The organism is Leptothoe sp. EHU-05/26/07-4 (genome assembly GCF_043421015.1).
GTDB lineage: Bacteria > Cyanobacteriota > Cyanobacteriia > Phormidesmidales > Phormidesmidaceae > Leptothoe > Leptothoe turfae.
Genome location: NZ_JAXSQV010000005.1, coordinates 136912 through 163288 on the forward strand (window position 1 = coordinate 136912; position 26377 = coordinate 163288).

Consider the following 26377-nt stretch of genomic DNA (forward strand, 5'->3'; position numbering starts at 1 on the left):
TCGTATACAGTCCAATTGGACTGTGATATCTTGAGTAAGTCCAATTGGACTGTGCCTATTCGATGGATAGGTAATGAAAAGTGAAGAGATGGAGAGTGACAGTAGGGGCATTGCATGCAATGCCTGGAGCAGTGGTATGGAGTGGGGATGAAGGGTAGTGGATGAAGTATCGCTAGTGAAATACCTACCCCGTTAGTAAACTATTGAAAGCTTTTCGCTAACTCCCTTATGGCTCGCTGGTTTAACACAACAGGCCCTTGTGTCCAAACAAAGCACTACACATTGACCACAGCTCGCTGGTCAATGCCTGGATTAAAGCGCCTAATAGACCAGGAAAACTACTTTGTCCTCCACGCCCCGCGCCAAATCGGCAAAACCACAGCCATGCTTGCCCTGGCCAAACAACTGACCGACTCAGGGCAATATGCCGCACTGGTCGTCTCCGCCGAGCTAGGGGCTCCCTTCTCAGATGATCCAGGGGCCATGGAGCTAGCCCTACTAAACAGCTGGCGTGGCAATGCCAACATGTACTTACCTGCAGATTGCCAGCCACCCCCCTGGCCAGAGTCAACGGCTGGTCAACGGATTGAAGCAGCCCTAAATGCCTGGAGTCAAGCTATTCCAAGGCCGTTGGTGCTCTTTATTGATGAAATAGACACCCTACAAGATGCTGCACTGATATCAGTTTTACGGCAGTTGCGTGACGGGTTTCGTAGCCGTCCCCACGGGTTCCCCCAGTCTGTGGCACTGATTGGTTTACGGGATGTGCGAGACTACAAAGTAGCATCTGGCGGCAGCAACCGACTGACCACATCGAGCCCGTTCAACATCAAAGCCGAATCCATCACGATGCGAAATTTTACAGCGGCTGAAGTAGCAGAGCTGTATCAACAGCATACGGATGAAACAGGTCAGGTCTTTTCAACCGCTGCCACAAATTTAGTGTTTGAGCTAACCGATGGCCAACCCTGGTTAGTCAACGCCCTGGCCCGTCAGCTAGTAGAAGTGTTAGCACCAGACTCCGCCATTACCATTACGCCAGACCTGGTGCAGCAAGCCAAAGAGATTCTCATCAAGCGTCAGGACACCCACCTGGATAGCCTGGCCGAGCGCTTACAAGAAAAACGGATCAAGGCCATCATCGAACCCATGCTAGCGGGTTTACCACTACCGGTCACGTCCAATGATGATCGTCAATATTTGGTGGATCTGGGTTTGCTCAAGCGTTCTCAAGCCGGTGGATTAGTGGTCACAAACCCAATTTATCGGGAAGTACTGGTGCGCTTTTTAGTGCAAGGCTCCCAGGACAGTTTGCCCATGATCGCTCCCACATGGCTAACGGCTACGGGCGAGCTGGATACTAAAGCGCTGTTGGATGCATTTTTAGCCTTCTGGCGACAGCATGGTGAGCCATTGCTCAATAGTGCGGCTTATCACGAAATCGCCCCCCATTTAAGTATTGATGGCATTTTTGCACCGGGTGGTCAACGGGGGTGGCACGTTGGAACGAGAGTATGCCATTGGTAGCGATCGCATGGATCTTTGCCTACGCTATGGCAATGTTACCTTGGGCATTGAGCTAAAAGTATGGCGAGACAAAAGGGCAGATCCGCTGGAGGCAGGTCTAGAACAGTTAGACAGCTATCTAGCCCGATTAGATCAGGACCATGGCTGGCTAGTTATTTTTGATCGCCGAACCCAGGCACTTCCTATGGCAGAACGCCTAGCCACGAAGACCATACAGTCAAACGGACAGAGATTAATTGCCGTCATTCGAGCATAGTATTTGTTCGTTCTCAATCGACTGGCTGGCCAATACCATGAACATTACCGTTATTTATGTTGAGGCAGATGTCCCAAACCTGATTACCCCATAAAGGTTTATGACTAAACGCTGCTATGCCGATACAGTGCCCCTATGTCATTTAGTCCACACACCACAGTTTACAAATTTGAGGTACTGTCAGCTTCATGAATCAGAACAATATGGCAGAAAACGTTAGCCCTTTGCCCTCGCAAGTTGAGGACGTGATACAGCAATGCAAAAAAGTCCTTGAGCAGCATTATCAGCAGCGTCTTACCGATGTGTTTCTGTATGGTTCAGCAGCTCCCTAAACATCGGCTATCTGCTGGAGAGCAACAGCTCTTAGCCATTGCCCTGCTGTGGGGGCTGGCCAATGCTTCAGGACGACAGCTTCCTGTTGCTATTGATACTCCCCTGGGACGGCTAGATTCGGAACATCGTCAACACCTGGTTGAACGCTACTTTCCCCAGGCCAGCCATCAGGTGTTGTTGCTGTCTACGGATACTGAGATTCGAGAAGAAGAGGTGGGGGTGTTGCGATCTCAGTCCTCTATTGCCCGTGAGTACCTGCTTGATTATCATCCCAAGAAACGACAGACCACAGTGAAACTAGGATATTTTTGGTAGACATGCAAGCCCCCAGTGACCGAATCAAACTCTCACAGCCCGCAAAAGATCAGTTGATTAAACTCAAGCGAGTTACCAAGATCCAAAACTGGAATGTTCTTTGTCGCTGGGCACTTTGTCGATCATTGGCTGAAAAGTCCCCACCATCACCTGTGCCTATTCCTGCGGACAGTAACGTAGAAATGACATGGCAAGTATTTGGTGGTCCTATTGCTGATTTGTTACTAATTGCCCTTAAGCAGCGTTGTCACGATGACGGTATAGATACCGATGATGAAACCCTTGCTCAGCCACTAAGGTTACACCTACATCGAGGAATCGGCTATCTTGCTGGTGATCCCAACATCAAAAAACTTGAAGATTTTATCGAGCTAACAACGTTGTAGAGATTGAATGAAACGCTATAGTCTTTCAGAAACCTTCTTCTGCTCATCAGTCGATGACTTTTTCTCATAGAAAATAAGCCCGACTCGATTAATGTGATCAATCACATCTGGATCTTCAATATGGCTAAAAATCGACAGGTCAAATAGATACGGCAACAATAAATCATCTAACTGATGTTCAATGGATAACAACTGCTCGTGAGAAATTTGCTTACCTACGAGAGTTAAATCAATATCTGAACCGGCTCGATAGGTACCTTTAGCTCGTGAACCGTACAAAATAACCCGTTCAATTTCAGTATATTGCTGAAAAATACTTGAAATATCCTCAATAGTCTTCGATTCAAGGCCAAATTTTAGGTTTTTACTCTCCATTCTGTAGTTCCTCAGTCTGTAGAGCCTGCATCTTGACTTGCAGTTTTACAAACAAATCAAAGAATCGACCTTTTATATTGGCTGCGATCGCTTGAGCCGTTGTCTGATTGTAAGTATAGCTAGTACGATTTCGCTCTTTAATCATATCCATCCAGCTACCACCATCTTCAATTAGACCCACATTAAAGGCAAGACGGGTGGCATCGCGAGAACCATAGATGTTTTGATTTCCTTGATACTGCAGATAATCTTTCAAGACATTCCAGGCTAGCTCATGGGTATATTCAAACGCCTGGATTAACCCTTGCTCTTCCAGTTCATTCAATTCACCCTTATCAATAAACTTCGTAAGCTGAGCCAAGGCTCGTTCGTAGTTTGCAAATCGCTGCTTCCATCGAATATCTGGATCCGTCATAGAAATGAGCCTAACTTACCTCCTGTTTTAGCTCATATCGCTTATCAGGAAGTTTAGCAAACCATGCAGGTGATACCGTCCGCTTTTTCCCTTCACTATCACACCGCCGCTCAATTGCCGAGCGTACAATTTGCCTCGGGCTTTTAGCATTAAATGTATAGAGATTTTTCGCTTGGATAACTTGACGCCCTTGTTTTTTCGCTAGGGTGCCATCTTTACGCAGTTCACCATGTTTTCTTAGCCGATACTGGGGCTGCTTAATTCGCCAATACAAAGGTCTAAGCTGCTGTAACGGAGCTAAATATGCCCACTTAGGATTTGCTACCACACGGTCTAAAGCAGAGTCCTTCTGTACCAGCGGGCATCCAATACATCCCGTTCGAGCATTTATCGGCTCCGTCTCACCTAGCTCATATTGAGGATCGTGGCTGTATACTTCCGCGATCGCAAACGTCGGATAACCCAGATCCACATCCGCCTGCACCAGCCAGTCCCAAATATGACACACACGCCAGTGCAGCAAAGGAGCCAGTGTATCTGCCACCGCATTGGCCGATGAATGCTGAAACCACCCCTGACCGCACTCACCGCCATCCTTCGTGCAGCTCATGGTAATCCGCTGGTCTCGCGCCGCGCTCTCCCCAATGCGCACACCCGTCAGCATCAAAAACTTTTCGCCCCTTTCCTGCCGCAGCGTCTCCAGTTCCCGCTCCATGCTCATCACCTTGAGCTTAGGCGTACACCAACGGAACGTATTACTCGGTGGCGGTACACCACGCCCGAGCATGTAAACAAAGTAGCGATGGTCCAGCTCAGGCAGCACTACACGAGTATCGAACCCTTGAGAACGCAGCTTATCCAGCAGGTTCATTGCCGCATTGTGCAAAGGGGGTAACTCTTGACGAGTATCAGCGTACAAAATCGTGACGCTCTCGGGCTGTGGAATTCTACCTGTTTCTAATGACAGTCGTTCAGTTTCAAATAGACTGAGATTTCGCATCAGGCTCCTAGGACTAGCGCTAGTTTATCTATTAAACGCTATATCTAGCGTGCATGAAAAAGTTAGTTCACACAGGAATGTTTAGTTTATCTCAGTTTTAGAACATATGTATTGAGTTTTGTAGGACCATGGCATCTTTCCCAGCGATGACGTCTGAGCGGTTGGTTTCTGCGCCACGCCTGTCAACGGATCTTTTTGGGCCAAAAATCGCTTTAACATCTGACGAACAAAATCCATAGGTCAGCTCAAATTGTGGGGTAACTCTTTAAGGCGGGAAATAAATACAGCTTTCAGGTGTGTATAAATAAACACCTCAGTCAAAGACCAGAAAAAGAGCTCTGCAGCAATGCTCAGAGCCATGTATCGTACCCATGCAAAGTAAAGTTGGGAACGATGTCTCTTACTATACGAGAGCGCAGTCAAAAAGTCGCCGATTGTATCAAAACGAATGCAAAGCAAGGGATAGAGTCGATAGCAACCACCCTTGGCATCAGCAAAAGTAGTGTGCATCGTCATCATCAGGCCATTGCACGTCGCAACCAGCATCCGGAATCAGGTTTGTGGGAAACTGCGGCTGGGACTGCCTGGCTATTACGTCTGGTGGTGGGGGTGATCTATCACTTTGGCATTAAGCACGGGGTAGGAGCCGAGAGCCTATCGGAGTTCTTCAGAGCCGTTCACCTCGATACCCATGTGGGGAGTTCTGCGAGTGCGCTACGTCAACTCAAACACCGTCTCTATGAGGCCATAATGGCCTACGAAACGGCGCAAGCCGAGCAGTGCCAACCGGTCAACAAACCTGGCATCTGTCTCGGAGGGGATGAAACCTTTTTTGGCCTGCCGATTCTGGTGCTGGTGGAGTTAGCCAGTGGGTTCATTTTTACAGAAGTGGAATGTGAGAACCGCCGTTATGACACTTGGCTCAAACAGACTGAGACCTGGTGGCATCAGACCCAATGGCAGTGTCACTTTATGGTCAGTGATGGAGCTCGTGCCTTGGTCAAACTAGCGCTCTGCGGTCTGGGAACAGCCAGTGTGGCGGATCTATTCCATGCGATGCGGGCGCTCGGACGTCCTATCGGCAGTGCTCTGGGACGTCAACTCGCTCAGCTTGAAAAACAAGTAGACACCCTTCACCACCAATTAGGCCAAACAACAGACAAGGCCAAGCAACAGGTCTTGTCTTCGCAGCTAGAGTCCCTCTCTCACCAACACCAACAGCTTGAACAAGATCAACACATTTACCATCAGGCCTTGGCAGACATTAGCCAAGCGGTCCATCCCTTCACGCTCGACACGGCCCAATGGCAATTCTTCGACGGCTTAACCACACAACTGACCGTTCCCTTGAGCACCTTGAGCAAGTTGACTTGTCTCTATGGGGGCGATACGGCTCAAAAAGCGATTGCCACCTTTCAAGCTCAGATCCCCCATTTTGCCACGGGGATTCATGCCTGGTGGCAGTGGGTGATCCAGGCCTTAGCCACTGAAACTCAGGAGGTTGACCTCCAAAATTGGGTACTGACAGCCTTGTTGCCCTGGGTCTACTGGTTACAACAAGCTGATAAAACTCGACAGCCTCACCTCAAATCTCGCTATCAACAGGCCGCTAGCGATGCCTATGATCAGCTCATGGCCCAGACGATGACCCTACAGATGGATGCCCCTCAACACCAACACTGGGTGCAGTGGTGTCAGTGGATGTGTGCAAAGTATCAACGCACCTCCTCTGCTGTCGAAGGGCGCAATGGCTATTTGTCGCAGCGCCATCATGTCAACCGAGGCTTTTCTCATCAGTCGTTGAAGGTGCTTACCATTATTCACAATTTCGACCTGAAACGACCCGATGGCACCACCGCCGCACAACGACTCTTTAGACAGCCTTTTCCGGACCTATTTGAATGGATTCTCAGTACGATTGATGAGCTGCCAATGCCTAGACGGTCATATAAAGCACATCAGATACAACCGTTACACGCAGAACTTTTCCCGGCTTAAGTTGTTACCCAAATTGTGTCTGTCCATACTGGTCTATGACAGGGTCAATAATGTAATTACATAGTGCCTGTACAGCTGGAATAGTTTCTTCCAGATTTTTAGGAAATGGTTCAATTGAATCTGACCATCGTCGATAGGTCTGTGTGCATGTGCAAAATTCTTCTAGGTTCAGATAGCGCCCCAAACGAATCGATCTTTGAGCTTTCATTGCAATACACTGCTAGGCTAGCCATATCTTAGCTCTACACATCGTGAGCTTTCGAGTCTTGGACGAGCACTAAACATTCAGCATCAACTTTGCTAAGCATCTCTTGAAATGCAGGTGTATGCTGGCCGTTTTCATCCACGACCCGGCGTAGAACATATTCACCAGCTCTGGGTAAACCGCCAAACCAGAGATTTTTACGTTGCCACACATCGCCATGTTGAGCATTTTCATCCTGGCGCAGGGTTGCATTAATAATCACCTTTGGCACAGGAATACCAAAGGTGATAGGCGTAATTTGAGCCAATTTCAAGTCATTATCCTGAAATTGAATTTTGTACCGAAATCTAGAAATTTGAGCTGCCCGTAACAACAGCCATCCTAAAAATGTGTGATGAAAGGTCCATTGAGTTGGCCCGGTTACAGGTAACGTGAGGCAATTCATTTTCTCATCCCACTCCAGGTTATACATGGTAATGCAGTCATCCGGTAGGGGGTTGCCATCCATATAAAAGATGCCTTTCAACACAGTTGGGAGATTTGTGGGGTGTGTGGCTCTCATCCAAGTGGCAATATCCTCAAACTTTTGAGTAACTACGGTACTTTTCATAATTGTTAGTCCTATGGCGAATGTTGCGATGGCTGTTCAGTGAATAGAAGTTGTTATTGTCTGCTGTTGAAGAACAGAGAATTTACCAATGCCTATGATCTCTCGGTCAAATGTCTCCGTAGGGGGATGCATTGCCATGCGATCTTCAACATCGAGGCACATGACTCTTTATGCCTTAGCCTTAAACCCCTGCAATTCCAAATCATTAGGAGTAACGGCAGTCACTTTTTCAAAATCCCATTGCACTTCTGTAAACTGTTCCCACTGATAGCGCTTCAAAAGGTAGATGCAGAAAACTTTGATCAGCTCAATGGATAGGGATTTACCTGGGCAAACACGTTCATGGTCATCACCGTTCCACGATAAAAGGTCGGAAAAATCTCGTTGGGTTGAAAAGCTATCTGGTTTTTTATATCTATTGGCGTCCCGATTAGCGGTGAAGATGGAGCCAAGCAGTCGCGTACCCTTTTGGAAAGGACATTTCTGACTGCCGACTTTGACCTCCCCTGCCTCTGTTGCCAGTTGGCTGACAAAGCGTACGGGGGGATATAGCCGAGCTGTTTCTAAAATAACCTTATGGAGAAGGGTGGCCTGGCGCAGCATATCCCCTGGGATTGGTTCTGTTCCCTGCCATAGGGTATTTATTTCTTTAATGACATCCTCGCGCAGAGAATTATTGACACATAAAATACCAATTACAGATCCTAATAAAGCACTTGTACCGGCTGTACCGGCAATGTGAATCATATCAAACAGGCCATTGGCAATTTGCTCTGAATTTAGTTGGTACTGCTGCCCTATTTCTACATAGGTCGCCCATTTGGGAGATGTTTGATATCGCTGAATTAGATGTTTGCGATGTTTAATAATGGGACCCGTCTTAAAGGCCAGCAGATAGCGACTCATAAAGTTGGGTAGAGATGCTAGTGGTAAGCCTTTTATATAGCTACGGGAGGCTGTGACTTCTTCTTTAGAAAGAGATATTTGAAATACTAGATGGTGCAAGATTTTGACCATAAACCGGGGGAGATCATTGCCAATATGCAAGGTCCCCTGGCTGGATGCTTCTGATAGAAGGCTGTCGATATATTGGCCTATGTCATCCCCATGTTCAAAGGGATCAGGTAAAGCTTGTTGAAAGATGGCTCGAATCCCAGTATGTTCTTTGCCATTTGTCCCCAAGCTCAGCGGGTGATTCAGCATGTAGCTAGGAGCAAGAATTCTAATGATGCCCAGGTCATTGCTGCGTACCTGCGGCTCAATCTGCATTAGCTTCTTTACCTGGGCATGATCAGCATGCATGATGGCATGATCGACGGCAAAAAATGTGTCACCGATGTGATTTTTACGAATGTATAGAAAATCTCGCCATGCTTTTAAGATGGTGAACCCCTCTTTGTAATAGGCTATTAAACGTAGCAACTTGCCACGGGGGCTGTTATATCCGAATTTTTCTAGCTTTTTAGAGAGCTTGATTTGGTTATCGTGGGTTTTAAGAACTTTTTGAGTTAGTGCATTGATGTCCATGATAATTGCATTAGGTAGGGGGTATCTAGCTGATGTTCGACGATCAGTGCGCTGAGAAATTGGGTATGTGCCAGAGAGAGAATACAACGGGTGTATCTAGATATTGATGCTTTGGGGAATATTCTTGGGTAATAGATATTCGTAGGCGGGACGATTGCGATTTCGCTGGTAGATCACATCTGTGATTTCTTCTAATCGATTCTGGAAACGTTGCAAGGGGGCTTGTACTTGAGTGTCTTGAAAATGTCCCTTTTCGTACTGGCCTAACTCTGTAAAATGCACGGAGCCAAGCAAGTGCAATAGCTTGAGCTGTTCTTGGGCTTGGTTTAAAGGCGGTAACAAACTCAGGTAAGCTTCTTTTGTGGTCTGTTCTCCTAGATTTAGTAACTCATCATAGCCAGCGGTCGGCATTGCTGGGGTGAAGCTCATGATGTCCTTTTGGGGAAAATTCACAGCAGCGTGTTGAGCACTGGCGGTAAAAATAATTAGAGTAATGGCATCAATGAGATACGTCAGGGTTTGCAGCAGCGTTTGCAGTTGTCCCTCAGTTTCACCAAACTCTATGACGCGACCGCCATCATAAGCAATGAGTTCCTGTGCCCAGGCTTGCAAATTAGCGTCTTGCTGTACAGCAGCGTCATCGGCATAGTACAGCTTGAGATAGTCCTCTACCCAATGGTGGATGGCGTCCCAAATTAAGATGCCGTCATCACGGTAGGGGTAGATGGGTAGGCTGTTTGTGTCGTCTACACCGCGCTGTTGGAGCTGCTTGGGGAACATGGCGGCATTGAAGCCATAGGTTTGTACCCCCAGGACGGCAAATACTCGGGACGCATCGATGGTTGCTGAGAGAATTTTGTTAACGCCACCACCGGCAGCAATCAGCTTGGCCTGGGCTTCGTTGTTGATGGCCAGCATGCCTTGGAAGTGGGGGCGCAGGAGGAGACTGAGGGGATGATTGTCGGGTAGCTGGCGGTGGGTTGCGATCGCAAATGGCCCAATGAACAAATGAGTCCGCGCCAGATGGGTAACTGCCTCATGGAAGTTCGCATCGGCAACCTGCACAATGGTCTTAGCGCAGAGCCATGCATAGGGATTGGAGTTGGGTGTATGGATGGGAAAATCATTAGGGTTTTGCCCACATTGAATGGCCACCGGACGCAGACGACGATCGCCCACATCGGCTTTCGGTACAGCAAATAAAGCTAGGGGGGCGTAAAGATATTTCTGATCGGCGGGAAATGAGCCATTGATTGCCCCCTCTAGAATGGCGTAATCCGTCAGGTATACACGTCCCTCGGCATAGGCCTCTGTCAGAGAATCCGCTGCTCCCATGACGGCTTGATATTGAGTCTCTGTGATCGGCAGCCGTGCCTCAGGTTCTGTCAGTCGCTGTAGCATGACCGGGTTAGGCCCCGCTACCCGCATGGATGCAAATACCTCATCCTCCTCATAGGTATAAGCGATAGCAGGTAGATCAATGGTTTGGAATAGCTCCTGAAAATCTTTGATGTCATCCCCTTTACCTTTAGGAGAGTCCAGTATTAATTTTTGCTGTACGTTAGCTGCAAAATCTCGGAGGAAATCAGCGCTGACACTTTTGATAATGTCTGTAATCAGATCTTCAATCTCTTCTACATTGATAGATAATCTGCCGAATAAGAGTCTAGGGGTATATTTTGCCCCTTGCCAGAGAATCTTTAAGCGAGAAAAACCTTTATAATCTACCAATGTTTCCTTAACCGTTTCTATCAGAAACATTTTGACATCATCGGCTGCTCCAGATTTACCCTGATCTCCACGATTAGCAATAATGGTGTTAACGAGTAGTTCAAAACCAACCTTGGCCACTAACAACCGCCATCTAGGAGCAAACTCCTCCTCTTCTGACAGTTTGTCTACCATGGCCACAGGTGGGATATGGGTATAGTTATACTGATATTGCTGCTTTTTTTCTTGCAGATTTTGATTTTTATAGCTTGCAGTCATTATAGTCCCCCTCAAAAAATGAGTTGTTTTCTGCAAACACCCATTGATTGATGAAAGTATGGAGATCTGAAAGGTCTCCTGAGAACAGGCTTCCAGATCTTTAAATACACTTTATTTAGCCCATATTCCGCACTTAAATTGATATATTCAAATCCTCTTGAGAAAATCTATGTATTAAAGGTTTTCAGGTGTCAGAAGATTATTAATGTATGTAAAACAGTGGGATGTGAGATCAGATAAGGAACTCATTAAGAGCTCAAAATACTGTTTTCACGAGTGTTTATGTCAAGGATGTGAGGGCAACACACACATGACAAGTTATTCAGTAGTCAATACCTATCTAGCCAAAGTATAAGCATTCAGCTGTGATTTGTATCAAAATGTTGCAAGGTCGCAATAAAGTCCGAGGTACTAACTGACCCATGGTTACCGTTCATCCCAACGAAAGCGATAGAAGAAGTAACCATCCTGGAAAGCTTGTTCATCTAGAACATGATGGATCCAGTTTTCATTGATTAAACGTTGACCAACAGTGACGGCATCTGGTCGAGAAATCTTTAGATGAGCTACTAGCCAATCTACAGCTTCACTGCCGACAAAACATTGCGGATAGCTCTTGAGATGAAACTGACGTTCTTTAATATGGATGCCGCCAACGTTTCTCATTGCCGCAACTAACTCTTGTAAATCCAGAGTAAGCAGGGGACTCACCTTTTCCACAGTCTTATCGTGATACCAGAGGGTGATGGTATCGTACTCTTCGACAAGAATCATCGGTTGGCCTTTAAGTTCTAAAACCTTTTGTCGAGCTTTTTGAATAGCGGTTGACCGATCTTGCTGTTCGTAGGTTTCACCTTTGATATAGAGCTTGCGCTGATATTCTAGGCCCGGTATCTGAACAATTTGGTTGCCAATGCGACTATTCAGGGTGCAAAAATCAACTTGTTCAGCTTGAAGTATAAACATAGATGGCTCCTGATAATCATGGGGGTTTAAAGAAAATGCCTCAGTTTGAGTGAAAGATAATGTCTCTACTGCTGTGAGAAGCCACAAGATGGTTGGATCAGTGAGTGTTGAATTAAATCCTAACGAACTACTATAAACTGAGTTGTTGAATCTGTTGTTGTAAGCGAGTCAGCCTTTGACTTAAGCCAGGATTGTGACGTGTTTGAAGAATGCGTTGGATGCGATCACACATCAAACGATGGTGCCGTAGGGTAGTTTCTCGATCAGCTTCTAAGCCATACCGTTTCTGATTAATTTGGTCTTCTGGCAAGCCATGGAAAACGCCACCATCGGTGTACTGAAGACTGCCCTCAAATAAATCAAAAATACGAGCGTTCCCCGTAATTGGCCCCTGAGCGTCTTGACAGCCATAAACATGCAAACTGAGAAACGGCTCACGACCAGGGTTGCCCATGTGGTGAATTAGACTATGGTCCACTAGGTGAACCATGCCAGGGCTATAGTGAGCCGGTTGTAAGGTGTATAAGACTCCTTGCGTAAAGGTGTAGATGAAATGTTCTGCGGCCCCAAAGCATTGCACCGCGCCCCATTGGGTGGCTCCATGATCGTGGATAGCACTAAAATCACCAGGCATCCAGGACATCACCATGATTTCAAAATGCCCACCGTCAAAGACGAGCTGACGACCATAGCTATCGGTGACAGGATGATTAAAATCAGCCCACGGCATCAAGTCTTGGGCTGAAATGTCAGCCTTTACGACCATGGTTTGAATGTCTTCAGGGGTGAAATCAGGTGTTTCTTGAAGACTATAAATCAGTTTTTGCAGATTAATGGGGTAGGTGGCAATGGATATATCCGTTGACGCTGGAAAAGCAGCTTGAATCATTTCAAAAACCTCAATTAGGTCTAACAACAGAATGCAAACCTGACGAATGTTATTATTCGACCGTGGGCGAATGCCCTCAGTGCCTCAACTAAGGGCATGGTATCGAGTCGAAATTATTCAAGAATGAGAGAACTCTAAAAAGTAACTATAGAAATTCCTGATGGAACCTGAGTGACTCCTAAGAGCTGGATAAAATGCACTGCATGATAACAACGTCATGCCAGGTGTCATTCATAAAGCCAATCTCTTTTTGAATACCAACGATGTCAAATCCGTAGCGTTGATGAAAACGAATGCTGCCTTGATTAGCCGCTAAAATTTTAGCCACAATGTGGTGATAGCCATAGTCTTTAACCTTCGCCATGAGGGCCTTTTGTAACTCGCTACCATATCCTTTGCCGGTGGCTGAAAAACTTAGATAAGTAGAGGTTTCGCAACAGAATTGGTAGCCGATGCGATCGCTATAGCGTTTGATAATGCTCCAACCGATAACGCTGGACCCTGCATCAGCCACAATCAAGGCTTCACGGGGGTGCATTTTTTGGACGATTGCCTGAATATCCTCTACTGTCTGAGGTTGACCATCCATGGTGATACCGCCATGGGCAATGGCTTCATTGTAGATAGATGCGATCGCAGCATAATCTTGAGGTTGTGCTGAACGAATATTCAAAACCACTGTGTCAGCCTGAATGATTTTAGACATTACGCTACTCCAACCATTGTTGATGAGTCAATCTGCGCATCAGTGCGTTTGGCATAGTCCAGCATCCAGCTAATTAAACGATCCATCACCGGTTGCCCGGTTAATAGTTCCAAACGGGCAAAACCACCAATATTACCGGCATTGATTTCACTAATACGCCAGGTACCGTCGTCATCCAACAAAAAGTCATAGCCCAGGGTATGCAACCCTAGTGCCTGATACTTGCCGACAGTACGGTGGATGGCATCCACCTCATCAGTTGTAATATCCGCCAGGGTACACCCCCCATCGCTGCTGACATTATTGACCCAGTGACCACTTTGAGAACGGCGTAAATAGCTGCCATAAATTTCGCCGTCTACCACCACCACACGTTTATCTCCAGCGTTGGTGCGCGATAGATATCGACAGAATTGCAGCGGTTCAGTTTGATTAGTCTGTAGCTGCGCCATGACAGCCGCAAATGTCGACCATGATTGTTTCCCGGTCACAATATTGTCAACATGAAAAGTCCCATCCTCATACCAGATTTTGAAAACACCCCGCCCGCCACAGCTGTTGGCCTGTTTAGCAACGATGACTTGAAACTGCTCAAAAAATGCCAGCGCTGTGGTCCAGTTGGCTGTAACTATGGTTTCAGGGATATAGTCCCGAGCAATTCTCAGTAAAAACTCAGATTTCATCTGTTCTTTTTTGCCCGATGGTCGATTGACAAAACGCACCACCTTTTCCCAGGTGACTAAGGCATCTAAATATCCTATGGGAAAGGGCTTGAGGGTACGGCAAAAGACCACATCAATGTCGTGTAAGCTAAGCCAGTGTTGAGCGTGCTCGCCTAGCTTTAAAAATGCTTTATAGGGTAAGTCTCCGACTGATGGGGCTGTTTGCACTTGCGGAAACTGGCTGGTAAACACCTGGGGTGTGGGAATGTGGTAAAAATCTAGCTTGGGATCGAGAGAAAGCCTTTGGTAAAAGGTGGGGACATCCAGCGGAGGACTGCCATATTGTGTGGGGTCGCAAATACTCAGAAGTTTCATAGATACTTGAAAGGTCTTTAGCTAAAGAACCGTATCAAGATGAAGATAGCCTTTAAGGGCTATGATCAAACCCTGAAAAATTTTGAAAATTAGCAGTTTTGCTGGACAATGCCTTAAAAATTGTAATTTTTAGTTGAGAATCAGCTCACTCTAATTTAGGCTTGCTTAGATAGCGATCAGGTTCATATTGTTCTTGTTAACTGCATCCTGCTAACGTTCTTTTGATCCTGGCCTTCGCAGATGGTGCACCGATGGTGTTTTCCCTAAGTGGTTCGATCAATAGTTAGATGATCGAGGGAGACGTCTATGTCCAAATCATATTCCATCACAAAGTTACAGAACCATGCAACGGGTTCGACCATTTGTAGTTTGCGCCAGCGTAATCCGATGGTGCGACTCAAGCTTAAGTCAGTCATGGATACGTAGGTGATGGCTGTTAGATCTGCCCAAACAGGCATGATGCTCATGCCCATGCCTACCTGAATCAGGGAGATGACCCATTCTTCGTTGTTGGAAGAATAGACAATGTTTGGCTGGATACCCGCGTCTGCAAACAATGTGTCATAAGCTCGCCAAAATTCACAATTAATGCGCTCAATGTAGAGCTGTCCATCTAAATCTCTAAGGCAAGCACTTTTAGCTTTAGCTAAGGCATGATCACGAGGGACCGCTAAGGTGAGGGGTTGATGAAATAACAATTGAGAATTTTCATCGCTATCTTGTTCCTGTAGCCAGGTGATGGCTACGTCAATTTTTCCCTGCTCTAGCCAATCTTTTATATCTTGCAAATAGCCGTTTAAAACAACCACCGTTACATTGGGATATTGCTGCCGAAATGCGCCAATAAGTTTGGCAATATGATGGCTGCGTAATGTATGTAGCGTGCCAATGCGTAATGTAGGCTGCTCTTTTAGTTGTTGTAAATCCTGACGTGCAGCTTGATAGGCCGCCAGAATAGATTTAGCACTTTCCTGAAATCGCTGACCTGCAGGTGTTAATAAAGTGCGCCGCCCACCTCGTTCAAATAAGATGACATCTAATTCTTGTTCTAGTTTTTTGATGCCCGCAGAGAGAGAGGGTTGGGATACATATAACAGCTCTGAAGCTTTAGTAAAGCTCTGAACGTCTGCAATGGTTAAGAAATACCGAATCTGGTAGAGATCCATAACTATAGATACCGTCTATCGGTTCAATCAGAAAAAACGCCTTGTTGAGTTTTGGAAACCGCTTGATGATAGTTCCTGAAGTGAATGAAACGCAAGTTGTTATTAATTTGAGGCTACCATGGCACATCTGCAAAATCTTAACGAAGCAGGGGTTGCATTACAAGGATATAATCCAGTTGCATATTTTTCTAATCAGCCTGTTGAAGGCGATGCCAACATTGCTGTCACCTATGAAGGTGCAATCTATTACTTCAGCAGTGAGGGGAATAAATTAATCTTTGAAGGATCTCCTCAACAGTATGTTCCTCAATATGGTGGCTTTTGTGCAGTTGCTGTGTCCGAAGGTAAAACATTTCCCATTAATCCCCATGTCTATTCGGTAGAAGATGGTCGACTATACCTTTTCTATAATGGCAAGCTAGGTAACACAAAGCCCCAGTGGGAGGCTGATGCAGACATGCGTAAAGCCAATGCCGATGAGCACTGGAAAAATGGTGATTTGACCGTAGTATACCCCACAGTAGAGTACTAGAAATATGGATTATGGTGCAGATGCAGCGTTTTCAGGTTCCTCCATTACCATATCCATCGTTGTTTTTGGCTTTTTACTCTGTCCTCCGAGGCTGGCGATTAACACCCCAACAATCACAATTGCTAATGTTACAACCTGAATGGAGGAGGGACGTTCTCCATTTAATAAGAATGCATAGGTGACACCAAAAATAGGAGACAGTACCGTTAAACGTCCGATGGTGCGAGAATCTAAGTTGTTAACGGATGCATACCAAAGAAACTGGGCAAATACAATTACAATCAATGAATAGATTGCCATGAGAATCCACAGCTGACCACTAAAGGCATCTCCAAAGTGATCTGGACCAAAGAGGCGTATAGCGATAAAGAAAAAGAGAATTGACGATATAAAGTTGCGTGAAAATACAACAACGGGTAATGTGGCGGTTTTGGCAATCATCAAACGATTGACCAAGGAGGTGGCTGCAAATACCACTGTCGAAAGCAGAATATATAGATCACCTTGATTAACTTGGAAATTGCTAGTTTTCAGGGCAATGGTGATGACGCCAACTACAATGAGAGAAAACCCCAACCATTCGAGGTTGCGAATCTTTTTACCCAGTAACATAGCACCGACTAAGGCAAATAAAACAGGTCCCAATCGCCCTAGTAAGACAGCATTCGTGACCGTGGTGTATTGCAATCCGGTAAAAATCAATCCAGATAGTAGTGTGGCTAAACATCCATTCAGGATGAGTCCTGCCATGACCATCGGCTTGAGCGCTTTGAAGTCGTTGAGAATATTGCCAAAGCCAAACCAGAAGCCTACCACCAGTGAGGCACAAAAGTTGCCCACAAACAGCACATTACAGAAGGATATTGCATCAGCAATGCCGCCGCTCAAGACAGCTGCCTGGGCTACTAAAAAGGCAATCAGGGATGGACGCGATGCAGCCAGGGCACGGGAGGCCACCAGCATGATTTTGGGGTTGGCAAAGTTGGGTTGGTGAGCCGGAATTTCACTCATTACAGGAAGTTAGGATCGGTGACAGCTTAGGCAAGAGTGTACTAAATTCCATAGGGTTAGAGATGAGCTAATGCTGAACTGAGATGAAATAATGCCAGTAGTTAAGCTTATATTTTGTGAGCGATCGCAAAGGATATAGTTTGCTCAGTTTAGGGGTGTTTTAGACCATTCATACAGAGTCAATAAGCTGAGCAATGTTCAGTCTATGATCAACACTTAGTGAGTGTAGAGTGCTAGCTAGACCCATGAGCCGAAAACGGATTCGCTATCAATGGTTTCAGGATATCCCCCGTAACGTAACGCGGCGTGAGTATGAGCAATACCAGTTGCGTAATTTCGCGACCATTGCTTTGGGGGGCATGGCCGCATTGATGGCCATTGGTGGGATATCTGGACTGACGCTACAAACGTCGCGGAAACTGGCTGAGATTGAGGCAATGTCAGTTGAGGATGCCGTTGCCTATGGGGGCGATCGCATCGAGCTGATCCAACTAGAGGGCTATCTGGTGACGGATGACCCTTTGGTGATGCCAGATGATGAGGCCCAGAAAGTGATTCGCGGTCGGGTGAATCTGGTGGCCAGAGCTGACACGGACTCTGATACGACAGACCCCGAGGCACTTGTGCGGCGAGAAACGCTGTTTGAGTGGGAAGAGACAGCAGCGTCTGTCTTGTTGTCCGATGGCGATCATCGTATTCCCTTAGCCTTTGACCTGGCTGTGTTGCCGATGGAAGATGATTCTTTTGGATTCTCTCCTCGTACGGTTCGAGAGGGAGAGTCTTCTAGAGTTAGCCGTCCTGTTGCGATTGAATATGGTGATGAGGTTTATCCATTACCTTTAGAACAGTGGGGGGAGGTGGATAGTGTGTTTAAGGATTTTGAACGAGAGACATTGCCCTATGGACAGTCGGTAGTAGTCGTTGCAAGTTTGGAGACAACGGTTGACGGTAATCGACTGATTGATCCCCTAGGTAATCGGTTACAGGTGCTGATGGGGACTGGAGAGGAGATTCGTCGGGAAGGGCAGCAGGCGCGAGTGATGTTTTTGCTGTTACCGATACCGTTAGGGTTTGCCAGCTTTAGGCTGGGAAAATCAGCGCGGCAGTTGCGACAAGGGTTTATTGAGCGGTCTAACCAGTAAAGAGGACTGCTGCACTACCGCACGAACTAATGGGATAGTTGCCTAGTCAGTATTGATAGGCCATACTGGTTGACCTTGTAGAATAGATGTACTTTCGAATAATTCGGTCAGTACGTGATTGGGTGCAGACATTCATGTAAAAGTGCTATGTCACGCTAGTTCCAGTTGATTTGAGAAACGACAACTGCTGTCAGAAACTGCGTTGATTGTTATGCTAGATAAGAACTTGGTTGGACGACACCATATTCTCCGGTTGTGAGAATCGTATTACGATGTGTCGTCGGTTTTAAGAACCATTGACTTTTTGCTATTGACGCTGTGATTAAGGGGCTGATGAAACGACTTTACAGGATTATTCTGAGCTGTGTGCTGCTAGTGGTATTAACTCTCTTTGCTCCAATCCATGCTGAGGTGGCTGCTCTAACAATAGAGCCTGTTATAACCGAGGCCAAGGCTGGGTTTCAGAAACCGGATGTCGATGCGTTGAAGGCCATGCTGACAGAGCAACAGTATGCCGTTACCCAGCAAGATGACACCGAACCGCCCTTTAGAAACGATTACTGGAACAACAAAAAGCCAGGTATCTATGTCGATGTGGTATCTGGAGAACCGCTTTTCTCGTCTCTAGATAAGTTTGCATCGGGGACAGGCTGGCCCTCATTTTTTCAACCGCTTGAATCTGTCAATGTTGTTGAGCGAAAAGATCGGTCATTTTTCATGGTCCGGACTGAGGTGCGCAGTCGCCAGGCTGATTCCCATCTGGGGCATGTTTTTGAGGATGGGCCAGCACCAACGGGGCGGCGTTACTGTATTAATTCGGCGGCGTTACGCTTTATTCCATTGGTTGATCTAGAAACGGAGGGATATGGTCAGTACGTTGCCCGCTTTGAGGCTGATGATATCTAGCTGTCCATGGAGTCTAAGTAACGAAACCCTCTTAAGTTCATTTGCTTGTAACCAACGCCCGCTAAGGCAGCTGGGGTAGTCATCTAGAAGATAGGACCATCACTGATGCGGCTACTCCGCCTGCCAAGGACAACAACCAAAATAGTTTGATGATTTGAGGATTCGTTGGGTTACCCCGCAAGAAGCCTGGATGTTTGACTAGCATTGTAGTCGAGATACTTACTGCCGAACTTGCCTTCGAGGTAAGTCTCTTCGGTAAGAATGGCTGTGATCTGGACAAGTAGGCAAGAAAGCGTTGTTGGATTAAGCTTACCCTGCCCACAGACAATCCCCTGCGCTAGGCTTTCAACACATTCTGCCATGCCTTTGCTGCTACTGCCTTTGCATCCATTTCGATCAAGTTCCCGTGTGCAATAATGATACGTTCAAATTCCCATGAGAGAATTTTTTCTAGCCCTTTTCTCACGATCTCTTTGTTACCCCATCCCAGCTGATATTCAGGCGCGGGTTTAGGGGTGTTCCACATGTGGAATACGACTTTCCACCAGAATTTCAATAGAAGACCTGCTTCATGCGTATAATTATCGCCAATGTTCTCCAATAGATCCACAAGAATGAGTGTTCGGGTTGGTTTGTGGAGAAAGGCGACTTCGTTCATAATACGTGTGCCTTGGATAACGACCTGCTCGAAATCTAACGCCCAACGCGGATCGGGTCGGTTTCCCAAGATCCAGTCAAAACTGAGATCAGCGCGCTTCTTTTCCAGACCTGGGCAGAGAAAGGTTTCAGCGTTGGGGTAATCGGCTTGGAGGTCGGAGACATGGAGGTGGTGAAAGTTGCCGGGGGCAATAATGTAAGCGACTTCGCCGAGTTGATCAATTTCTGATTTGAGGAGTGCATCCAATTTGCACGGGCTATGTAGCCACAGTTTGCCATCGTTTAGCCTCACTATGGTCATACGGCTGAAGAGATCCATTCCGCCGAAACGGATGCCATACTCCACAATGTAAATCGTGCCCGGAACATACTCATATATTGAATAGGCCATGATGGCGATCCCTCAGTCGGTTTTTCATAGCGATGCCGAAACTCACTTGACACGTTCACGGCTTCATATTCGAATTCTTGCACTCCGAGACTTGGTACGGCGCTGCGTGTTAAAGCAAGTCTCTCCCGAACTCCTTACTGGTGGCGTATTTCAGATTTCTTTCGGAATGAAGTTTGAGGAAGATGGCCCAGTTCCTGTTCCCGAAACTGACTCAGCGAGCGAGCGTGTGATTGGTCAGCTAGTTGCAATCATCTACAACAGTATGATTGACGGCACTTGGGCGCGGTTCAAATGCTGTGCGCTGCCTACATGTGGTTGGGCTTATTACGATACGACCAAGAGTCGGACTAAGCGCTGGTGTTCGATGCGAACTTGTGGAGCTCGAAGCAAGGCTAGGCGATATTACGAACGGCCTCGATAGTTGATTAGGTGGCTGACAGCAATTTATCCTGCGTGCTGATGTTTGGTTAGATCTTGCACCCTGCGCGATTGTTCTTCCGTGGCTTCCGAGACTTTATCACATAGCACCAAGCATTTGTACTATTACTGCGGAGGAACTTTGGAGTTCAACGGCGGTAGTAACTTTAGCCTCTTATCAACTGCTTACGCTCCGCCGTTGCAACGCAGTGTTGGGCTGCTGATAAATACAGGTGGAGATTTAACCCTCTAGAAGATTAGAGGTTCAACCTTTGCTTGCACCTCCTCAATCAGTTCTTCTGGTACAGTTTCAACGAATTGAACTTTACGAGCTTTCCAATCCAGACACTTGATTTGATCAGCAAGTACCACCCCTTGAACCTGTAGCCCAGGTGGTAAAAGAACTTCGAAGGGATACCCTTTCTGCTGTCTAGTAACAGGCATAAACAGTGCTAAGGAGCTTTTAACGTTGTAACTACGAGGCGAAACCACCAGAGCAGGTCGATGTCCTCGCTGTTCATGCCCTTTAGTTGGATCAAAGTCTAGATAAACAATATCTCCTCGCCCTGGCGTATAGCGTTCTGTTGGATTTACCAAGCTTCATTCCCCACAGCCACACCACTTTCCACCTCAGAATGCAAATTTTCTGGTGTAATACCAGCGACTAATTCCTCCAAGGAATAACGCCTACGAGGTTTGGGTTTGACTACCAAGTTACCATCAAGCACCATAAGCTCGACTTCAGTACCTTCAGTTATCTGAATTTCTTTGACAATGTATTGGGGAATCCGAAGAGCTAAGCTATTACCCCACTTAGCAACCATTGCAACCATAGGAGCTCCTTGCATCTAGGGCGTTTAAACTATCACAATCTAATCTTTTAGATGTAGATACAGTGTATCTACATCATAGTCGCTGATCACAATCTTTGGCAATAGTTAAAACGCATCAAACATGAGGTTCGAACTGCCTACAATCATCTAAAAGGTTTACTTACAGTATTGCTGAAGCTGTTCACTGTATGCCACCAAATTCATGTACCTCATGATGCTGACCATTGAAATGATCACGGCAACAGTGTTGATAGCCCATAATATCTTGGCTCTATGCCAAAACCTGATACACATACTAAATCCCAGTATCAAAGCTGTTGTTAACCAAATTATCCACATGCTGAGTGCGGTGAAAAGCTCGCCAACGGTATCACAGTCTGGAACAAATATGCTTGAACCTGTGTATTGGTTGGGCGCAAGCAAAAGCGCCCAAAATGCCCACCATAGCAACCACAGTAGCAGAGGAATCTGAAGCAGAAAAGGTGTTCCGGTGCAGCGAGGTTGTTATGTCGCGATAACTAGCTAAAAGCAGGAAGACAAAATTAGACTCAAGATGAACTTCAGTGGCAGAATTATGCAATTGCTTGCTGCTGCTGCTGCTGCTTTACGAACGATAAACCTGCAGTTAGAGCTTGTAGGCGATCATCCATCCAATGATCATTGGGAATAAGTTTGTTGATTCCCAGCGCTTCTAACCGACGTTTAACTTTACCCGTTGCCCCTACGACAAGTACCTCTCGACCCTCTTCGGTGGCTTCTTGAATGGCGTTTTCGATGGCTAAAGAAGAAGTGACGCCTAAAACCGGAACTTCTCCGAGGTCAACAATGAGTACATCATAGGAGTCAATAGCATCATGCTCTCGGGAAATAGCCTTGGCTACGCCAAAAATCATCGGTCCACTGAGATGGAACAGTAGCACCCGACCATTGGCTGAATCTAACACCTGCTGTTCTTCCGGTGTCATCACAATTTGGTCATCTGCATCCGTAATCGCTTTTACCGATTCAGATTGCATTTCATCTAGACGGGCAATGGTCAGAATATTGGCAATAAACACACCTACGCCGACTGCTACCATCAAATCAACAAAGACCGTCAGTGCCACGACGCTATAAACAATTCCAGCTGCCTTCCAGGAAATCCGATGAACTCGCTTAAGAAAACCCCAGTCGATGATATCGATGCCCACCTTTAAGACAATGCCGGCCAACACTGCTAATGGAATTCCTGATGTCAAGGGAGCCGCCCACAGTACGACCACAAATAGAATTAGGGCACGGCTAAGGCCAGATAATGCTGTACGGCCTCCGCCTTGAATATTCACGACCGTAGCCGTCGTAGCTCCTGAACCTGCAATGCCGCCACAAAGACCGGTAATGATGTTAGCAATTCCCTGACCAATCAATTCTTTATTGGACTTGTGCTGAGACCGGGTCAAACTATCTGAAACCAAACAGGTTAATAGACAGTCAATGGAGCCGACCATGCCTAGGATCATGGCATTCACAAATATGAGCCTTAAATTACCAGGGGTAAGCGTCGGCAGTTGCAAGGTTGGTAAACCTGGCGTGATTTCTCCAATTGTGGCAATGGTGCGAATATCGATATCCCGCAAAAGCGTCAATGATACTAGCGTTCCGATGACCAAAGCCACCAGTTGAGGGGGTACTACTTTCTTGAGATTGTTGGGATAGAAAAACAAGATCACTAAGGTCAGAATGCCTAAGGCTGTTTCCCAGGGATTTAAATTGGCGATTAGACTAGGCAAATTGTTAATCACGCCAATGACCCCACCTTTGGGGGCTTCTTGACCGAGAAAGGGCGCAGTTTGCATAAAGATTAAAATCACGCCAATGCCAGTCATAAATCCTGAAATGACGTTGTAAGGCAGCATCGTAATGTATCGCCCTAGCTTCAGCAGCCCAAAGCCAATCTGAAACACTCCCGCCAGCATGACCACGGTAAACGCCATGGCTAAGCCATTTTCAGGATCGCTGGCTGTGGTTTCAGCAATGACCGCAGTAATAATCACCGTCATTGGCCCCGTTGGCTCAGAAATCAGGCTGGGGGTACCACCAAATAAGGCAGCAAAAAAGCCGACCAAAATGGCCCCCCATAACCCTGCAGATGCCCCAGCACCAGAGGCAATACCCAGTGCTAATGCCAAGGGTAGAGCAACGACTGCAGCTGTCAGACCGCCTAAAACATCGCCTCTAACATTATTGAACTTGATACGATTCGTGATTGGCATAGGTTGCTTTTGGATGAAAATAGGGCGAGTTTGACCTAAACCGAGTGGGACTGAAACTCGCAAAACAGCTGTGTGTCTGCAACATTCAGATGAAGTTTAGCTACTTCATCATCTCCCGTTTTGGCTAAGGTCACAATGCGCAAGTTGCTGCCGCTAGCTTTTTCTAGATGCTGGAAATGAATGATTAACGAGTCAACGGGCATGTCAATTAATTGTCTCGCTGGGTAGAACCATCAGCCTGGACGAGAGAATTAGGCATGCAATTTCTGTACTGAAGCGCTTGTGTGTTGAAACTATCGAAGACACGTTGGTTCTGCAACATTTGTTCCGCAAGAGAGACGCTTCATGACTGACTCTTCTCGGCTTTCATAAGTAGAGTTGTTTGAGTAGAGTCGACAACAACTTTCCTATGACGCTTTCTCAAAAAATAACAAATGTTGCTGAGGCAGCCGTTCATCTGTTTTTATCCAGGTGAGTCCCACAGCAGCCATTTCTTTTTTGGCTTGTTTTTCACTCATCTTGTGTAGGCGCTTGATCATAATTAACGGATTCTCTGCCCGATATTCTGCTAGCACTACACGACCGCCAGGCCTCAACCCGGCTACCACCCCTGTCATCACCTCCCGAGGGGATGCAAACTCATGGTATGCATCCACCATGAGTACCAAATCCACCTGCTCAGATGGCAAATGAGGATTATCTTCTTCTGCCTGAATTGTTTGCACATTAGTAAGGCCCTGTTCATCGCCAGCTGCTTCTAACTGCTGAATCATCTCTGGCTGTAGGTCTACTGCCAAGACCTGTCCATCAGGCACTTTTCGAGCCATGCGAAAGCTTATATAGCCGGTGCCTGCACCGATATCGGCCACTGTATCCGTTGGACTCAGACCCAGGGCATCCACGGCCATATCAGGTCGTTCCTCTGTTTCGCGGCTAGGACGCTCTAACCAATAGGCTCCCTGATGACCCATTACCTGGGAGATTTCGCGGCCCATGTAGACTTTGCCGATGCCGTCACTGCTGGGCTGTTTGTAGCTGTAAATGCTATTGACGGTGCTGATATCAGCCTGGGTGCAGCCCAGACAGAAGATTGCAATTAATAAAGGAATCAGACGACGTAGCGATACGAGCACCATAGCAATTGGTAAAAAATAATGTAGGGGCGTTCCATGGAACGCCCCTACATTGTGATGTAATGCCCGTATTAATGGGTATTTGGGTTTTTTAACGCTTCGCCTTCGCCCTTTTCGCTTCCAGGTTAAACAATACTTGCAGCGTTTCCATGGCTTGCTTGCGGGACTCAGCATCTTCCTGCGCCCGTAGTTGGGTCATGGGGTCATGCAGAATCTTGTTGACAATGCCACGGGATAGGGCCTCAACTACACTGCGGTGCTTGTCAGAGAAGTCTGCACCCAGACGAGATAGGGCTTTTTCTAGCTCTTGCTCGCGGATAGCTTCTACCTTAGTGCGTAGACTGCTGATGGTGGAGACAGTATCCAGGGAACCAAACCACTTGATGAATTGTGCTAACTCCTGCTCCAGAATACCTTCAGCTTCCTGGGCCATCTTGCGACGGCTTTCCTGGTTCTTGGCCACGACTTCCTTGAGGTCATCAACGGTGTAAGCCTTCACTGCATCGAGTTCCTCTACGTTCTTATGAACATTACGGGGAACAGAGATGTCAAAAAGGCTTAAAGGACGACCGGCCAAGCAAGGCTTAACGTTGTCATGATGCAGCACAGGCTCTTCTGAGGATGTGCAGGTAAAGACGACATCAGCTTTGGTGACAGCGGCTTCCATGATGTCCATGGTGCCGGTCTTGATGTTCACATGGCTGTATTCAGCGGCTAGATCATCGGCTCGCTTGATGCTGCGGTTAAGCAAGGTGATGTTTACAGCTCGCTTAGAGACTAGGTGTTTCACTAACAGGCGACCCATTTTGCCTGCGCCGATGATGGTGATATGGCAATTGGTAAAGTCAGGCACCTTCATCTGAGCAAGTTCAGCAGCAGCAGAACTGACAGAAACTGCCCCTGTACCAATGCTGGTCTCGGTACGTACGCGCTTACCAGTTTTAATGGCATCTTTAAACAGGCGGCTTAAAATGCGACCTACGCCCTTGTACTTCTGGCTTTCTGCTAGGGCGTGTTTCACCTGAGCTAAAATCTGGCCTTCACCCAGTACCAAGCTATCTAGACCGGAGGAGACGCGTAGCAGATGCATGATGGCATCTTGCTGAACCAAGATGAAGAGGTGGGGACGCAGGTCTTCGATGGATAAATCACCATATTCGGCTAGAAACTGAGTGACTTCGCGAATGCCGTTTTCAGTGTTGCTTAAGACTATGTGGAGTTCTAGACGATTACAGGTGCTGAGGATGGAAACTTCTTTGACGTGAGGATAGCTGGTGAGTCTTGCGATCGCACCTTCAACCTTAGGTGTGGGAATACTGAGCTTTTCCCGAACCTCGACTGGTGCAGTCTTATGGCTAAGGCCAATAACGGCAATATTCATTCTTCCTCCAAAAAAGATCCTT

Annotated in this window: 26 protein-coding genes and 2 pseudogenes; 8 read left to right on the top strand and 20 right to left on the bottom strand. The window is 46.7% G+C overall.

Annotated features, from left to right (window positions below; translation table 11 throughout):
• Nucleotides 1-228: 228 nt before the first annotated feature.
• The 3 genes and pseudogenes from U2F10_RS19160 to dndE all read left to right on the top strand — a co-directional run bounded on the left by U2F10_RS19160 (nucleotide 229) and on the right by dndE (nucleotide 2817).
• Nucleotides 229-1783 (top strand): annotated as a pseudogene (locus U2F10_RS19160) (ATP-binding protein).
• A 318-nt stretch (nucleotides 1784-2101) separates the two neighbouring features.
• Nucleotides 2102-2431: pseudogene (locus tag U2F10_RS19165) on the top strand (DNA sulfur modification protein DndD); the annotation flags it as partial.
• 2 nt (nucleotides 2432-2433) lie between these two features.
• Entirely contained in the window at nucleotides 2434-2817 is a 384-nt protein-coding gene (gene dndE / locus U2F10_RS19170) for a DNA sulfur modification protein DndE (protein WP_163702843.1), read from the top strand.
• A 15-nt stretch (nucleotides 2818-2832) separates the two neighbouring features.
• On the opposite strand, the gene U2F10_RS19175 is transcribed toward dndE, so the two are convergent.
• Genes U2F10_RS19175 through U2F10_RS19185 form a run of 3 tightly spaced genes read right to left on the bottom strand, consistent with a single transcriptional unit; the run spans nucleotide 2833 to nucleotide 4607 of the window.
• The gene (locus U2F10_RS19175; protein WP_163671042.1) at nucleotides 2833-3192 is read right to left on the bottom strand and encodes a nucleotidyltransferase domain-containing protein; all 360 of its coding nucleotides are present in this window, start codon (nucleotides 3190-3192) and stop codon (nucleotides 2833-2835) included.
• Entirely contained in the window at nucleotides 3182-3607 is a 426-nt protein-coding gene (locus U2F10_RS19180; RefSeq protein WP_499873055.1) for a nucleotidyltransferase substrate binding protein, read from the bottom strand. Before U2F10_RS19180 ends, U2F10_RS19175 begins: the two co-directional genes overlap by 11 nt.
• A gap of 10 nt (nucleotides 3608-3617) precedes the next feature.
• Nucleotides 3618-4607, bottom strand: a complete 990-nt coding sequence (locus U2F10_RS19185) for a phosphoadenosine phosphosulfate reductase domain-containing protein (protein ID WP_499873056.1) — start codon at nucleotides 4605-4607, stop codon at nucleotides 3618-3620.
• A 393-nt stretch (nucleotides 4608-5000) separates the two neighbouring features.
• Between U2F10_RS19185 and U2F10_RS19190 the strand changes: the two genes are divergently transcribed.
• A complete protein-coding gene (locus tag U2F10_RS19190) occupies nucleotides 5001-6605 on the top strand; it encodes a DUF6399 domain-containing protein (RefSeq protein WP_499872382.1) in 1605 nt (534 codons plus the stop codon).
• Between the two features lie 4 nt (nucleotides 6606-6609).
• Here the strand turns inward: U2F10_RS19190 and U2F10_RS19195 are convergent, their stop codons facing one another.
• From U2F10_RS19195 to U2F10_RS19235, 9 genes are all read right to left on the bottom strand, one after another.
• Complete coding sequence (locus U2F10_RS19195) at nucleotides 6610-6813, bottom strand: hypothetical protein (protein WP_499873057.1); 204 nt, start codon at nucleotides 6811-6813, stop codon at nucleotides 6610-6612.
• A gap of 34 nt (nucleotides 6814-6847) precedes the next feature.
• A complete protein-coding gene (locus U2F10_RS19200) occupies nucleotides 6848-7420 on the bottom strand; it encodes a hypothetical protein (protein ID WP_499867702.1) in 573 nt (190 codons plus the stop codon).
• 168 nt (nucleotides 7421-7588) lie between these two features.
• Nucleotides 7589-8947 (bottom strand): cytochrome P450, encoded by a 1359-nt coding sequence (locus tag U2F10_RS19205; RefSeq protein WP_499873058.1) that lies wholly within the window; start codon nucleotides 8945-8947, stop codon nucleotides 7589-7591.
• Nucleotides 8948-9043: 96 nt separating this feature from the next.
• Nucleotides 9044-10936, bottom strand: a complete 1893-nt coding sequence (locus U2F10_RS19210; protein ID WP_499873059.1) for a lipoxygenase family protein — start codon at nucleotides 10934-10936, stop codon at nucleotides 9044-9046.
• Nucleotides 10937-11362: 426 nt separating this feature from the next.
• Nucleotides 11363-11902, bottom strand: a complete 540-nt coding sequence (locus tag U2F10_RS19215) for a mechanosensitive ion channel protein (RefSeq protein WP_163671046.1) — start codon at nucleotides 11900-11902, stop codon at nucleotides 11363-11365.
• Between the two features lie 130 nt (nucleotides 11903-12032).
• Nucleotides 12033-12791, bottom strand: a complete 759-nt coding sequence (locus U2F10_RS19220; protein WP_163702850.1) for a cupin domain-containing protein — start codon at nucleotides 12789-12791, stop codon at nucleotides 12033-12035.
• Between the two features lie 178 nt (nucleotides 12792-12969).
• The gene (locus U2F10_RS19225; RefSeq protein WP_499873060.1) at nucleotides 12970-13497 is read right to left on the bottom strand and encodes a GNAT family N-acetyltransferase; all 528 of its coding nucleotides are present in this window, start codon (nucleotides 13495-13497) and stop codon (nucleotides 12970-12972) included.
• Nucleotides 13497-14534 carry an ATP-grasp domain-containing protein gene (locus U2F10_RS19230; RefSeq protein WP_499867696.1) on the bottom strand — a complete coding sequence of 346 codons (1038 nt, stop codon included), beginning with the start codon at nucleotides 14532-14534 and terminating at the stop codon, nucleotides 13497-13499. The genes U2F10_RS19225 and U2F10_RS19230 overlap by 1 nt, the downstream gene beginning before the upstream one ends.
• Before the next feature lie 263 nt (nucleotides 14535-14797).
• Nucleotides 14798-15700, bottom strand: coding sequence for a LysR family transcriptional regulator (locus U2F10_RS19235; protein WP_499873061.1), 903 nt, complete (start codon nucleotides 15698-15700; stop codon nucleotides 14798-14800).
• 118 nt (nucleotides 15701-15818) lie between these two features.
• Between U2F10_RS19235 and U2F10_RS19240 the strand changes: the two genes are divergently transcribed.
• Complete coding sequence (locus tag U2F10_RS19240) at nucleotides 15819-16232, top strand: YHS domain-containing (seleno)protein (protein WP_499873062.1); 414 nt, start codon at nucleotides 15819-15821, stop codon at nucleotides 16230-16232.
• A 9-nt stretch (nucleotides 16233-16241) separates the two neighbouring features.
• Here the strand turns inward: U2F10_RS19240 and U2F10_RS19245 are convergent, their stop codons facing one another.
• The gene (locus U2F10_RS19245; RefSeq protein WP_163671052.1) at nucleotides 16242-17243 is read right to left on the bottom strand and encodes a DMT family transporter; all 1002 of its coding nucleotides are present in this window, start codon (nucleotides 17241-17243) and stop codon (nucleotides 16242-16244) included.
• Nucleotides 17244-17488: 245 nt separating this feature from the next.
• On the opposite strand from U2F10_RS19245, the gene U2F10_RS19250 reads away from it, so the two are divergent.
• Together U2F10_RS19250 and msrB are read left to right on the top strand one after the other, a co-directional pair.
• Nucleotides 17489-18385, top strand: a complete 897-nt coding sequence (locus U2F10_RS19250) for a hypothetical protein (protein ID WP_163671053.1) — start codon at nucleotides 17489-17491, stop codon at nucleotides 18383-18385.
• Between the two features lie 333 nt (nucleotides 18386-18718).
• Nucleotides 18719-19291, top strand: a complete 573-nt coding sequence (msrB, locus tag U2F10_RS19255) for a peptide-methionine (R)-S-oxide reductase MsrB (RefSeq protein WP_499873063.1) — start codon at nucleotides 18719-18721, stop codon at nucleotides 19289-19291.
• A gap of 337 nt (nucleotides 19292-19628) precedes the next feature.
• On the opposite strand, the gene U2F10_RS19260 is transcribed toward msrB, so the two are convergent.
• Nucleotides 19629-20339 carry a DUF4336 domain-containing protein gene (locus U2F10_RS19260; protein ID WP_499873064.1) on the bottom strand — a complete coding sequence of 237 codons (711 nt, stop codon included), beginning with the start codon at nucleotides 20337-20339 and terminating at the stop codon, nucleotides 19629-19631.
• 262 nt (nucleotides 20340-20601) lie between these two features.
• On the opposite strand from U2F10_RS19260, the gene U2F10_RS19265 reads away from it, so the two are divergent.
• Complete coding sequence (locus tag U2F10_RS19265; protein WP_431732109.1) at nucleotides 20602-20760, top strand: CGNR zinc finger domain-containing protein; 159 nt, start codon at nucleotides 20602-20604, stop codon at nucleotides 20758-20760.
• Nucleotides 20761-21005: 245 nt separating this feature from the next.
• Here U2F10_RS19265 and mazF read toward each other — a convergent pair whose 3' ends face one another.
• From mazF to U2F10_RS19295, 6 genes are all read right to left on the bottom strand, one after another.
• Nucleotides 21006-21353, bottom strand: coding sequence for an endoribonuclease MazF (gene mazF / locus U2F10_RS19270; RefSeq protein WP_163671057.1), 348 nt, complete (start codon nucleotides 21351-21353; stop codon nucleotides 21006-21008).
• Entirely contained in the window at nucleotides 21347-21589 is a 243-nt protein-coding gene (locus U2F10_RS19275; RefSeq protein ID WP_163671058.1) for an AbrB/MazE/SpoVT family DNA-binding domain-containing protein, read from the bottom strand. The genes mazF and U2F10_RS19275 overlap by 7 nt, the downstream gene beginning before the upstream one ends.
• 572 nt (nucleotides 21590-22161) lie before the next feature.
• A complete protein-coding gene (gene bicA / locus U2F10_RS19280) occupies nucleotides 22162-23841 on the bottom strand; it encodes a bicarbonate transporter BicA (protein ID WP_499873065.1) in 1680 nt (559 codons plus the stop codon).
• Between the two features lie 35 nt (nucleotides 23842-23876).
• Entirely contained in the window at nucleotides 23877-24044 is a 168-nt protein-coding gene (locus tag U2F10_RS19285) for a hypothetical protein (protein ID WP_163702859.1), read from the bottom strand.
• A gap of 204 nt (nucleotides 24045-24248) precedes the next feature.
• Nucleotides 24249-24977 (bottom strand): class I SAM-dependent methyltransferase, encoded by a 729-nt coding sequence (locus tag U2F10_RS19290; RefSeq protein WP_499873066.1) that lies wholly within the window; start codon nucleotides 24975-24977, stop codon nucleotides 24249-24251.
• An 88-nt stretch (nucleotides 24978-25065) separates the two neighbouring features.
• Nucleotides 25066-26355, bottom strand: coding sequence for a glutamyl-tRNA reductase (locus U2F10_RS19295; protein WP_163702861.1), 1290 nt, complete (start codon nucleotides 26353-26355; stop codon nucleotides 25066-25068).
• Nucleotides 26356-26377 lie beyond the last annotated feature (22 nt).